The sequence below is a fragment of the Leeuwenhoekiella aestuarii genome (assembly GCF_004104055.1).
In the GTDB taxonomy this organism is placed as follows: domain Bacteria; phylum Bacteroidota; class Bacteroidia; order Flavobacteriales; family Flavobacteriaceae; genus Leeuwenhoekiella; species Leeuwenhoekiella aestuarii.
In genome coordinates this window covers 237,241-251,186 of the sequence record NZ_QOVJ01000001.1, presented here as the reverse complement: position 1 = coordinate 251,186, position 13,946 = coordinate 237,241, and the positions used below count along the sequence as shown (strand labels likewise).

Sequence of the window (13,946 nt, the reverse complement as noted above, 5' to 3'; positions counted from 1 at the left end):
CACTTATGAATAAATTTTTAAGTGCTTTAAAGAAACCGAATCTTTCCTTTTGGCAGATTTGGAATATGAATGTCGGTTTTTTTGGTATTCAGTTTAGTTTCGGTCTGCAGCAAACAGCTATCAATCCTATATTTTCTTTTCTGGGTGCGGACCACGCAGATTTACCATTGTTAAATCTTGCAGGTCCCGTTACCGGACTTTTGATTCAGCCTATAATTGGTGCGATTTCAGATAAGACCTGGTTGCCTAAATGGGGCGGACGAAGAAAACCTTTCTTTTTAATAGGAGCAATTTTGGGTAGTTTATGTCTCTTTGCTTTTCCATTCAGTCCAGAGTTATGGTTTGCAGTAGGTCTTTTGTGGATTCTTGATGTAGCAAATAATACGGCAATGGAACCGTATCGGGCTTTTGTGGGTGATAAATTGAATGATGATCAGATTACCTTTGGTTATCAAATGCAAAGTCTCTTTGTAGGTGCTGGTATAACCATTGCTAACTTCTCACTGTTTTTGTTTCAGGATTGGTTTGGAGCTCCGGCAGATCAAAGTGCAGCATTGTGCAGCACAGCAACAGAAACTGTTTCCAATATCCCAACCTGGGTTTATTATTCCTTCTTTTTAGGTGCAATCGCTTCAGTAGGAACTATATCCTGGTCAGTATGGAAAACACCAGAAATTCCGCCTTCTGACGAAGCTTTAGCAGAGCTGAAACGCGAAAAACGAGAGTCTAATTTTATTGATCGCATAAAAGAACCTTTTACTGAAATTATTGGAGCGATAGGTAAAATGCCAAAGATGATGCAAAAACTGGCGGCAGTTTATTTCTTTCAATGGTATGCCTTGTTTGTGTATTGGCAGTTTATAACCCCGATGTTGCGAAGCAGTATTTATGGAATAACAGAAGAAGATAATCAGCGTTTTGAAGGTATTATGGAAGCCTGCCGCAGCGGTGGGGTAGTAGGTACAGGTGATACGGCTTTTGCGCAAAACTTTCAGATGGTTTCTGAGCAAGCCCTGGCTCAAACTGGTTTGATGAATGGGACTTATAATTTTGTAACCATGATTGTGGCACTCGCATTAGTTCCTTTTGCTAAAAAATACGGCTCGCGCAACGTTTATGTGATGAGTCTGGTTTTTACAGGTGTTGCTATGTTAAGTATGCCATATATTAAAAACGAATATGCATTACTCATCCCGATGATCTTGTTTGGTATAGGTTGGGCGGCAATGATGGGAATACCCTATGCGATGGTTTCTAAAGTAATTCCCGAAGAAAAGCGAGGCGTTTATATGGGGATTGTAAATATGATGATCGTGATCCCTATGTTGATACAAACGGTAACCTTTGGCCCTATAATTAAAAATCTTTTGGGTAACGATGCAATTAATGCAATTCTTCTTGGAGGGGTGTTCTTTATCATTGCTGCAATACTAGCTTTGCGGTTAAAAAAGAGCTATTCTTCAGATGAAATTAAGATGAACTAAATGACAACAGCATATTCTCAAGCAATAGATTTACTTCATAGAGTTGTTACGGAAAAAGGATTTCTTGCCAGTGCAAATGATATTGCAAATTATCGCAGGGTTTGGGCTAGAGACGGTGTGATATGTGGCCTTGCCGGTTTGGTTGATGGAGATTCAAAACTGGTAGAAGCCTTTAAGCAAACGCTAATTACTCTGGCAGAACATCAGCATAATCTGGGTAGTATACCTTCTAATGTGTATTTTACAGAAGCAAAAGTCGAACTTAGTTTTGGTGGTCTTGCTGGCCGTGTTGATACGGTGTCGTGGTTTATAATAGGTGTGTGTCAATATGTACTCAAAACAGAAGATTCAGCATTTATGAGAATGATGAAGCCGCATCTTTTAAGAGGTTTTGAATTGATGCACAGTTGGGAATATAACGATGGGGATTTGATGTATGTTCCGCGAAGCGGAAACTGGGCAGATGAATATCCTACTCAGGGTTTTATTTTATATGATCAATTACTTCGGGTTTGGGCAATGCGGTCGTATTTGAAGCTTCACGCAGATGCTGCTCTTTCAAAAAAACTGGAGGCTATTACAGCAAAACTCACTAAGAATTATAAACAACGAGGTTCACAAGAGGGAGTATATCACCCTAAAGCGTATGCTGCTTTAAATGAGAAACCATATTGGGTTGCATCATTAGAGCCTGCTGGTTATCAAACACAATTTGATGCTTTTGCAAATAGCCTTGCGCTGATGCTAGACCTAGGCAATGATCAAGATAAAACGCAACTTATAGATTATACTGAGGCTACACGTAAAAGCTTAGCTACGCAATTATTGCCTGCATTTTGGCCGGTAATCAAAGAAGGTGATGAAGACTGGAGATTTTTAATTAACAATTGTAAATACGAATTTAGGAATTACCCGTACGAATTCCATAATGGAGGGACGTGGCAGATGGTGAATGGTTTTTATGCTATGGGACTTGTTAAGCAGGGAAAAAAAGAGCTTGCCGAAGAGGTTTTGAGCCAGATTGACAAGCTGAATGCAAAAGAGAAATGGTCTTTTTATGAAAATTTCAATTCTAAAACCGGTGAGCCTAATGGAGTGCCATATTGTACTTGGAGTGCGGCGGGAGCAGTATTAGTGCATCAGGCGCTACAAGGAAACACACTTTTTTTATGAAAAAGGAAATTGACATTATTTGCGTGGGGGAAATTCTCCTAGATTTTATAGGGATTCAAGAAAATGTATCTCTCTCAGAGACCGAAAGTTTTCAGCGTTTTTTAGGAGGAAGTCCCACAAATGTTGCGGTTAATACAAAACGACTCGGCTTAAATTCCAGATTGGTTTGTGCGATAGGTAAAGATGGATTAGGAGATTTTGTCCAGCAAAAATTAAACGATTTAAATCTGAATACGGAAGGGGTAGCGATACGGAATGATTTTCCTACTAGCGTGATATTCGTTTCAAAAACCACCGGAACTCCAGATTTTATAGCCTATCGTGAAGCAGACAAGGAGTTGGTTTCAGAACAACTGCCAACAGCTTTATTGAAACAGGCTAAAATTTTTCATACCACGTGTTTTGCGCTTAGTAAATATCCGGCACAACAAACAATTTTACGAGCAGCAAAAGAAGCTTCAGAGTTAGGGTTGCAGTTGAGTATCGATGTCAATTATAGCGAGCGGATCTGGCCAGATCGTGAAGAAGGCCTAAGGGTGATCAAAGAGTATTGCAGCTATAACCCTTTGGTCAAAATAAGTGAAGACGATATGTTTAGACTTTTTACAGAACATAAACCGCACCAAGAGATTTTTGATTTTTTTCATGCCAATGGTGTTGATTTGGTGTGTTTAACCCTAGGTGCAGAGGGAGTAAAACTTTCAAGAAAAGGAAATGCTGTGATAACGCTTCCAGCCTTAAAACTAGAATTTGTAGCTGATGCAACTGGTGCAGGCGATGCATTTTGGTCTGGATTTCTATACAGTTACATGCAGAAAGCTTCAGATAAAAAAGCTGCCGAAACAGCTTTAAAAATGGCAGCTTTAAAACTTCAGCATTTAGGAGTTATTCCTTCAGATATTGATGTTTTGACAGAAATTAGCTAAAGGAAACCTTGTAAATTCTTAGTCTGATTGAATAATAGGTTTACTTTTGTAATACGAGTAAACAACTTAAATATGAGTAAAGAAAGTAAGCGCCGAGAGGCTTTAGTCTATCACGCAAAACCTACACCGGGTAAAATTGCAGTAGTTCCTACTAAAAAATATTCTTCACAACGCGACTTGTCGTTAGCCTATTCGCCGGGGGTTGCAGAGCCTTGTCTTGAGATTGAAAAAGATAAAGAGAATGCTTACAAATATACTGCAAAAGGAAATCTTGTTGCTGTAATTTCTAACGGAACAGCAGTATTGGGTCTAGGAGATATAGGTCCCGAAGCTTCAAAACCCGTGATGGAAGGTAAAGGCTTGCTTTTTAAGATTTTTGCGGGTATTGACGTTTTTGATATTGAAGTAGACACTAAAAATGTAGATGAGTTCATTGCAACGGTTAAAAATATTGCGCCTACTTTCGGAGGAATCAATCTTGAAGACATTAAAGCTCCCGAAGCTTTTGAGATAGAACGAAGACTAAAAGAGGAATTAGATATTCCGGTGATGCACGATGATCAGCATGGTACTGCTATTATTTCTGCGGCAGCTTTACTAAATGCAGTAGAGCTTACAAATAAAAAGATGGATGAAATTCGCATTGTTGTGAGTGGAGCCGGAGCTGCAGCTGTTTCCTGTACCAGACTTTACAAAGCTTTTGGTGCAAAAGCAGAGAATATTGTAATGCTAGATAGTAAAGGAGTAATTCGTAGCGATCGCCAAAGTCTTTCTTCTGAGAAAGCAGAGTTTGCTTCAGACCGAAAAATAGATACGCTTGATGAGGCGATGGTAGATGCAGATGTGTTTATAGGTCTTTCTATAGCAGATATCGTTTCGCCAGAAATGCTAAAAGCTATGGCACCCAATGCAATTGTATTTGCAATGGCAAATCCTAACCCTGAGATTGATTACAATCTTGCGATGGATACGCGTGACGATATCATAATGGCGACGGGCCGTTCTGATCATCCTAACCAAGTGAATAATGTGCTTGGTTTCCCGTTTATTTTTAGAGGAGCATTAGATGTGCGTGCTACTAAAATTAATGAAGAAATGAAAATGGCAGCGGTTACAGCCCTTGCCGAGCTCGCAAAAGAATCTGTTCCTGAGCAGGTGAATATTGCTTATGGTGAAACCCGATTGAACTTTAGTAGAGAATATATTATTCCCAAACCTTTTGATCCTAGATTGATTACAAAGGTTCCACCAGCCGTGGCAAAAGCAGCAATGGAAAGTGGTGTGGCGAGAGAGCCTATTACAGATTGGTTAAAATATGAAGACGAACTCTTAGAGCGAATGGGCTCAGATAACAAAATTGTGCGTCTTATACTCAACCGTGCTAAAACAGAGCCTAAACGTATTGTATATGCCGAAGCAGACCAACTTGATGTGCTTAAGGCTGCTCAAATTGTGTATGATGACGGAATTGGAACTCCGGTTTTATTAGGGAATCGCGAGACAATCGTTGAATTAATGGAAGAACTTGATTTTGATGCAGATATTCAGATTATAGATCCTAAAACCCCCGAAGAAAAACCGAAACTTAACGAATATGCTCATCTATATTGGCAAGAACGTAAGCGTAAAGGTGTGACTTTATATGATGCTCAAAAGTTGTTGAGACAGCGTAATTATTATGCGTCAATGATGGTGAAGCAAGGAGATGTAGATGCGATGATCACGGGGTATAGCAGTAGTTATCCTTCTGCAGTTAAACCGGTTTTAGAAGTTATAGGTTCTGCGCCTAATGTTCAGAAAGTTGCTGCAGCAAACTTGATGAATACAAACAGAGGGCCCTTGTTTTTAGCAGATACTTCTATCAATATTGAACCTTCAGCAAAAGAACTTGCAAAGATTGCGTTGATGACCGCTCGTACGGTGCGTTTGTTTGGGATGGAACCTGTAATTGCAATGATCTCATATTCAAACTTTGGTTCTTCAAAGAATCCTCAGGCTGATAAAGTGCGTGAAGCAGTCTCTTACTTACATAAATTTTATCCGGAATTAGCTGTAGACGGCGAGTTGCAAGCAGATTTTGCGTTAAATTCTGATTTGCTAAAAAGCAAATTCCCGTTTTCTAAACTTGCTGGTAGAAAGGTAAATACGCTTGTTTTTTCTAATATAGATTCAGCAAATATTACCTATAAAATGATCAAAGAACTCAATAAAGCAGATAATATTGGGCCTATTATGATGGGGATGAAGAAACCCGTTCACGTGCTTCAGCTAGGTGCAAGTGTAGATGAGATCGTAAATATGTCTGCCGTTGCAGTAATTGATGCTCAACAAAAAGGAAAAAGACTTCAGGAAGAGCTTCTAGGAGATAGCGTTAAAGCATAAGTTTCTTAAATTTTAGGCTTCAGGTGTGCTCAATTATTTTAGTACATTTGAAGCCTTAACGTTTTTTATAGCACATGATTACATTCTTAAGGGGTAAGTTAGTCGAAAAAAATCATACCGATGTCGTTATCGAGTGTAACGGGGTAGGTTATTTTGTAAATATATCTTTACATACTTTTTCGCTTCTTCCTGAAGGAGAAAGTATTATGTTGTATACCTATCTCCATATCAAAGAAGATTCTCATACTCTTTATGGCTTTTCTCATAAATCTGAACGAGAGATTTTTAAACTGCTTATTTCTGTAAGTGGTGTAGGTACAAGTATCGCCCGTACGATGTTGTCTTCATTAGATCCCAGTCAGGTTAAACAGGCTATCGCTAACGGAGATGTGAGAACGATACAGGGTGTCAAAGGGATTGGAGCTAAAACGGCGCAGCGTGTCATTTTAGACCTAAAAGATAAGATTCTTAAAGTGTATGATATTAATGAAGTTTCTCAGCTTGCAAGCAATACCAACAATGATGAAGCGTTATCAGCTTTAGAGACGCTTGGTTTTGCGCGAAAGCAAGCAGAGAAAGTGTGTGATGGTATTGTGCGCGAAGACCCTCAAGCTTCTGTAGAAACAATTATAAAGTTGGCACTTAAAAAACTATAATAGACATTGGTTACAAAACTACGCTGGTTTTCCTTACAATTGCTATTGCTATCAGGAACGCTTCTGTGTTCTATGCCTATGCTTGCTCAGGAAGAAGAGCAAGATAGTACGCAAACCGGTGTTTCTCTTGGGCGGTTGAACCTTAAGAACCCTAATTCTATAGTTTCAAAATATACTTATGATCCTTTAACAGACCGGTATATTTATACGGAAAGTCTAGGGCAATACAACATTAATTATCCGCGTATTTTAACGCCAGACGAATTTAAAGAACTGGTTAAAAAAGAGAGGATGCGTGCTTATTTTCAACAGAAGATAGCCGCTGTAGATGGTCGTACCGAAGAAGGAAAGGAAGATCAAAAAAGTCTTTTGCCTAACTTCTACGTAAACTCAGGATTGTTTGAATCTATATTTGGCGGAAATTCTATTGAATTCATTCCTCAAGGTTCTGTTGAGATGGATATTGGCGGACTGTTTACCAAACAAGATAATCCTAGTTTTTCTCCGCGTAACCGTTCTAATTTCAGTTTTGACTTTGATCAGCGTATCAGCTTAAGTTTACTTGGTAAAGTGGGGACGCGACTTCAGGTAAATGCGGTTTATGACACCGAGTCTACATTCAACTTTCAAAATCAGATCAAGTTAGAATATACTCCTGATGAGGATGATATTGTGCAAAAAATTGAAGTAGGTAATGTGAGCATGCCGCTCAATAGTGCTCTTATTCAAGGTTCACAAAGTTTATTTGGGGTAAAAACCCAACTGCAGTTTGGTAAAACAACCATTACCGGAGTTTTTTCTGAGCAGCAATCACAAACTAATCAGGTAGCGGCTCAAGGTGATGGTACCATTCAGGATTTTGAGATTTATGCTTTAGAATATGATGAAAACAGGCACTATTTCTTAGCTCAGTACTTTAGAGATAATTATGATAAAGCGCTGGCTAATTATCCTTTTATAAATTCTAATATTCAGATTACTCGTATAGAAGTTTGGGTTACAAATAGGACTCAGAATTATTCAAATACGCGTAATATAGTTGCAATACAAGACATTGGAGAGTCAGATCCTTCAAACATAGGTTTACCTAATATCCCCGGCGGTTTTGTGAATTTACCTGCGGGGGCTTACCCCAGAAACACCAGTAACGATTTTAATCCTTTTGGTATAGATGGTAACGGTCAGTCTGTTTTAACTTCTGCTATACGTGATGTTTCAACCATAGGGCAAGGATTTGGAGGTGTTCAGGTGGCAGATGGTTCTGATTACGTTTCCTTAGAAAATGCGCGCCAACTTACTTCCTCAGAATATACTCTAGATACGCAGTTGGGGTATATATCGTTAAACCAGCGTTTGAATAATGATGAGGTTTTGGGTGTGGCCTTTCAATATACGGTAGGTGGTCAAGTGTATCAGGTGGGAGAGTTTGCTAACGATGGTGTTGATGCAACTAGCGGAGCTTATGTTGATACAGATGGTGACGGAGTTCCGGATATTGTTGATGTAGATCCTGATGGTGACGGAGTAAATGACAATGGGCAAGATACCGATGGCGACCAGATCGCAGATGCAGCAGATGCAGATCAGACAAACGGAAGGGATATTAATAATGACGGAATATTAGATAGTTTTATAACGCCAGGTCAGGGTGGTACTTCGCAGGCTTTGGTTGTAAAATTGCTTAAAAGTAACATTACAGACGTCAACGAACCCGTTTGGGATTTGATGATGAAAAATATTTATGGGCTGGGTGTGGGGCAGTTGGATTCAGAAGGTTTTAGAATGAATATTGTTTACAATTCACCTTCTCCTATAAACTACATAACCCCTGCAGATGGTGGCCCCGCTTTGCCAGATGATGTTGCAAACACGCCTTTGCTTAACGTTTTTAATCTAGATAGGCTTACTCAAAATGGAGACCCTCAAACCGGCGGTGATGGTTTCTTTGATTTTGTTAATGGTACCACAGTAAATGTGCGTAACGGAAGCATCATTTTTACATCTGTAGAGCCTTTTGGAGAATACCTTTTTAATAAGTTGAGAGATTCGGGTGGAGAATCTTATAATAACAGTGATACTTATAATGCTAATCAACAAAAGTATGTTTACCGCTCTCTTTATAATTCAACTAAAACAGTAGCTCAGGATAATGCAGATAAAAACCTGTTTTTACTACAGGGTACTTTTACTTCTACAGATGAAGAGGGTATTGCGATAGGAGGCTTTAATTTACCGCAGGGTTCTGTTACGGTGACGGCCGGAGGGCGCGTGCTTCAAGAAGGTTTGGATTATTCGGTAGATTATGCGCGTGGAAGAGTCTTTATTCTTGATCAGGCTCTTAAAGGTTCCGGAGTACCTATACAGGTTTCGACTGAAAATAATTCGCTTTTCGGACAGCAAACCAAGCGTTTTACTGGTTTAAATGTAGAGCATCAATTCAGTGAGGATTTTATGATAGGCGGTACGTTGCTCAACGTTAATGAAAGACCGTTGACCCAAAAGGCAACCTACAGCTTTGAACCCATTAATAATACCATTTTTGGGATGAATGCAAATTTCTCAACAGAAGTTCCGTTCTTGACCAGACTGGTAAATAAGCTTCCTAATATTGATACTGACGTTCCTTCTAATATTTCGGTGAGAGGAGAGGTTGCTTACCTGATTCCGGGGCAACCTAAAGCGACCGATTTTGGCGGGGAAGCAACTTCTTATATAGATGATTTTGAAGGAACACAAACTTCGTTAGATATCAGTTCACCTTTACAGTGGTTTTTATCATCTGCACCTATAGATTTTGGTGGCGAACTGGAAAACGGAGATTTGAGTACGGGTTACAAGCGTGCAAAATTAGCATGGTATAGTATAGACCCTATTTTTTATACTAATCAGCGTCCTGATGGGATTACAGATGCAGATGTGTCAACTTACGCCACTCGTCGTGTTTTTAGAGATGAGATCTTTCCGGAGCAAGATATTATTGCGGGTACCACTCAGGCTTTATTTACGTTAGATCTTGCTTATTATCCTTCTGAGCGCGGGCCTTATAACTTTAGTCTAGATGCTCAAGATGGAATTCTAGAAAATCCTGAACAAAATTTTGGAGGAATCATGCGATCTTTTGCTTCTACAGACTTTGAGCAATCTAATGTAGAGTTTATTGAATTCTGGGTTATGGACCCGTTTATTTATGCTGAAAATGCAACAAATACAGGTGGCCGTTTAACACTGAATCTGGGTAACATTTCTGAAGATGTTCTTAAGGACGGTCGTAAACAATATGAAAACGGATTACCACAAGATGGCTATTCTACAAATACCGTTTCAACCGTGTGGGGTAAAGTTCCTACAAGTCAGGCGTTGATTTATGCTTTTGATACAGAAGGTGAGCAAAGAACGAATCAAGACGTGGGGTATGATGGTCTTAGTGATGAGCAAGAAGCTGAAAAGTTTCCGGGTTTTGCAGGTTTAGAAGATCCTTCAGGAGATAACTACCAATATTTTGTTGCTGCTACGGGTTCGGTATTAAACCGGTATAAAAATTATAATGGTCTTGAAGGAAACTCTCCGGTTGATGTGTCACAAACTGACCGTGGTTCAACAACAGTACCTGATGTAGAGGATTTTAACAGAGATTTTACGATGAATACCGTTGATAGTTACTATGAATATCAACTGGATATAACCCCGCAGAGTTTAGATATAACTAATGAATTTATTGTTGATCAACGTGATATTGAAGTAACGCTACAAAACGGAAACACATTGCCGGTTACCTGGTATCAATTTAAAATTCCGATTAGTGAACCTACAAACAGCCAAGGAGGTATAAATGATTTTAGATCAATTCGTTTTATGCGGATGTTTATGAGTGGCTGGAGTGATCCTACCGTTCTGCGTTTTGGTTCTTTTGACTTGGTGCGAGGAGATTACCGTCGTTATTTATACACGCTAGATCCTGATGAGTCAGACCCTTCAACAGAGAATACACGTTTTGAGGTTACATCGGTAAATATTGAAGAAAACGTAAATCGTAATCCTATTCCTTACGTGTTACCTCCGGGAGTTTACCGGGAAGAATTAATTAATAATAACAATAATATTCGTCAGAATGAGCAGTCTCTTTCTTTACAAGTTTGTGATCTGGAAACTCAGGATGCACGTGCGGTTTATAAGAATTTTAGATTAGACATGCGTCAGTATGAAAACCTGGAGATGTTTATTCACTTAGAATCTTTATTAAATGAAACTCCGGTGCAAGACAATGAGGTGGTTGCAATAATAAGGATGGGTACAGATCTTACGCAAAACTTCTACCAGATAGAATTGCCACTTAGTCCAACGGCTTTTGGTACCAGCAGTCCAGATCTCATTTGGCCTGAAGAGAATCAACTTAAGCTTCCGTTAGATGTGCTTCAGACGGTGAAAGCTACATTCTTTAATGGAGAGTTTAACACCCTTGTTGATGCTATCACTTATTTTGACGAGGAAGGGAATGTGATTGCAGACCCGGCAAGCACGCCATATGAGTCTGGTAAAGTGCGCGTGGGTATACAAGGTAATCCCAGTTTTGGAGATGTGCGGGTTTTAATGTTAGGTCTTAAAAACGGAAATGATGAAGGTCGTGGTACCGTTTGTGCAGAAGCTTGGTTTAATGAATTACGATTATCAGGATTACAGAATCAAGGTGGCTGGGCAGGTATTATAAATATGGATGCAAATCTAGCAGATTTTGCTACGGTTTCTGGAACGGCGCGTCAATCTACAATAGGATTTGGTAGTATTGATGCCGGTCCTAGAGAGCGAAATATGGAGGATACTAAATCTTTTGATGTTGTTACCAATGTGAATCTGGGGCAACTTCTTCCTAAAAAATGGGGGGTTAAGCTTCCTTTTAATTATGCCAGAGGTGGGCAGACCATAACGCCACAATATGATCCTTTATATACAGACTTAGAACTTGATGAGCGACTAGCAAATGCGTCGAGTCAAACAGAACGCGATTTTATAAACGATTATGCAATAGAGCGGACCAATCGGGAGAGTATTAATTTTATTGGAGTGCGTAAAGAGCGTGCAGGTGATAAAAAACCGATGCCTTGGGATGTTGAGAACTTTACTTTTGCTTACAGTCATAATCAAGAAGAACATAAGGATTTTGAGATTGAAGAATCTGTGAGTCAGAATGTGCGCGCAGGAGCAACGTATGCATTTGCATTTAAGCCTAAAACTATTGAGCCGTTTAAGAAAAATGATTCTCTATTTACTGGTAAGTATTGGAAATTATTAAAGGATTTCAATTTCAATTATCTTCCTGCAAGTGTTAATATATCTTCAAACATTACGCGTCAATTCAGTCGCCAGCAGTTTAGAGATTTGCTGGCAAATGAAAACTCAATTCCTATCCCGGAATATCTTCAGCGCAACTATCAATTTGATCGAAATTTTACTGTTAATTTTCCTGTGACAAAATCATTACGAATAAATCTGGATCAATATCAGAACAGAATTGTGCGTAATTATCTCAATCCGGATAGCTCATTAGATGAGAATGCAGGAGCAGTTTACTCGAGCTTTTTTGATGTAGGTAGACCTGATCGTCATAACCAGAATATGCAGCTTAATTATGATCTGCCAGTTAATAAATTACCGTATTTGGAGTTTATTAAATCTACGTATTCTTATAGTGCAGATTTTCAGTGGACACGTGGCTCGTATCAATTTCAAACTTTAGAAGGGATACCAGATTTAGGTAATTCTGTTCAGAATGCAAATACACATGCATTACAGACCACCTTAGATATGAAAACGCTTTATGATGCTTTAGGGGTGTCTAAAAAAACTTCAGGACCTTCATCAAAATCAGATCGCAGTCGTGCGGTACCTACTCTAGGGACACCTACCCAGCCTAAACCTACTCAGGAAGAAAATGGGTTAAGTACTGCAGATAAAGCTAAAAATACATTGATAGGTATTGCTACAGGTATAAAACGCATTCAAATTAATTATGAGCAAAATAATGGTACTTATCTTCCCGGTTATTTGCCCGGAGTAGGATTTTTGGGAACAGTTAGACCGACTACAGGTTTTGTTTTTGGAAGTCAGGCTGAGGTGCGTGATTATGCAGCAAGACAAGGTTGGTTAACGCTCTATCAAGAGTACAATGAGCAATACAGCGAAGTAGAGAATCGAAATTTAGATATACAGGCGCAGACCAGTTTTCTAGAAGATCTTACGATAGATTTAAATATGAATCGAATTTATCAAGAGACTTATAATGAAAATTATCGTGTTGACCCTACTACACGGCAATACACAAGCCTTACGGGGAATACCTTAGGTAATTATAGTATATCGACTCTGATGATAGGAACAGCTTTTAATTCAAGTTCTTTAGAGTCTTCAGCTAATTTCAGTCAGTTTAGATCTAACAGGCTTGTAATTGCAGAGCGACTTGCCGAAGAATTTTATGGGAACGACCAGTATGCTCGCGATGAGTATGGGTATCCTGTAGGTTTTAGTCGTTCAAGTCAGCGTGTATTGCTTCCGGCATTTCTTTCTGCTTATACACCGGGTAATGCTTCAAATGTTTCTCTGGGAGCTTTTAGAAGTTTTCCGTTGCCTAACTGGAATTTAAAGTATACAGGCCTTATGAAGTTAGACTGGTTTAAAAAGCGATTCAAGCGTTTCTCAGTAAACCACGGGTATCAGGCAGGGTATACTATCAATCAATTCCGTACAAATTTAAATTATGATCCTTCTTTAAATACAAGTGTAGAAGATGTTCAGGTTAATCAGGCAGGTGATTTCTTAAGTCCTATGTTGTATTCCAACATAAACCTTACTGAATTGTTTTCACCGTTGATAAGGCTTGATTTTGAAATGCAGAATTCGCTCAAGATCTTAGCAGAATTACGTAAAGATCGTACGTTATCGCTAAGCTTTGATAACAATCTGCTTACAGAAATTCACGGAAATGAATATATAATAGGATTAGGATATCGATTAAAAGATATTAGATTTGCGACACGAATAGGTGGAAGACAAACTATTTTAAAGAGTGATTTAAACTTTAGAGCAGATTTGTCTCTGAGACAGAATGAGACAATTGTACGCTATTTAGATCTAGAAAATAGTCAGATCACAGCTGGTCAAGATATTTATGGGTTGACCTTTAAGGCAGATTATGCACTAAGTAAAAATCTAACGGCGATTTTCTATTACGACCATTCTTTTGCGACGTATGCGATTTCAACTGCATATCCGCAAACAACAATACGCTCAGGAATAACATTGAGATATAATTTCGGAAATTAAATTAAATACAG

The 13,946-nt window shown here is 38.9% G+C and carries 6 protein-coding genes; all 6 read left to right on the top strand.

Annotation, left to right across the window (positions count from 1 at the left end; all coding sequences use genetic code 11):
- Nucleotides 1–5: 5 nt before the first annotated feature.
- The 6 genes from DSM03_RS01125 (at nt 6) to sov (ending at nt 13,935) form a co-directional block, all read left to right on the top strand.
- Nucleotides 6–1,484 carry an MFS transporter gene (locus DSM03_RS01125; protein ID WP_128761539.1) on the top strand — a complete coding sequence of 493 codons (1,479 nt, stop codon included), beginning with the start codon at nt 6–8 and terminating at the stop codon, nt 1,482–1,484.
- Nucleotides 1,485–2,657: a glycoside hydrolase 100 family protein gene (locus DSM03_RS01120; protein ID WP_128761538.1), complete on the top strand. Its 1,173-nt coding sequence runs from the start codon at nt 1,485–1,487 to the stop codon at nt 2,655–2,657.
- On the top strand, nt 2,654–3,583 hold the full coding sequence (locus DSM03_RS01115) for a carbohydrate kinase family protein (protein WP_128761537.1): 930 nt from the start codon (nt 2,654–2,656) through the stop codon (nt 3,581–3,583). The genes DSM03_RS01120 and DSM03_RS01115 overlap by 4 nt, the downstream gene beginning before the upstream one ends.
- A gap of 72 nt (nt 3,584–3,655) precedes the next feature.
- Complete coding sequence (locus DSM03_RS01110; RefSeq protein ID WP_128761536.1) at nt 3,656–5,965, top strand: NADP-dependent malic enzyme; 2,310 nt, start codon at nt 3,656–3,658, stop codon at nt 5,963–5,965.
- A gap of 74 nt (nt 5,966–6,039) precedes the next feature.
- Nucleotides 6,040–6,621 carry a Holliday junction branch migration protein RuvA gene (gene ruvA, locus DSM03_RS01105; protein WP_128761535.1) on the top strand — a complete coding sequence of 194 codons (582 nt, stop codon included), beginning with the start codon at nt 6,040–6,042 and terminating at the stop codon, nt 6,619–6,621.
- Nucleotides 6,622–6,693: 72 nt separating this feature from the next.
- Nucleotides 6,694–13,935 (top strand): T9SS outer membrane translocon Sov/SprA, encoded by a 7,242-nt coding sequence (sov, locus tag DSM03_RS01100; protein ID WP_236638869.1) that lies wholly within the window; start codon nt 6,694–6,696, stop codon nt 13,933–13,935.
- Nucleotides 13,936–13,946 lie beyond the last annotated feature (11 nt).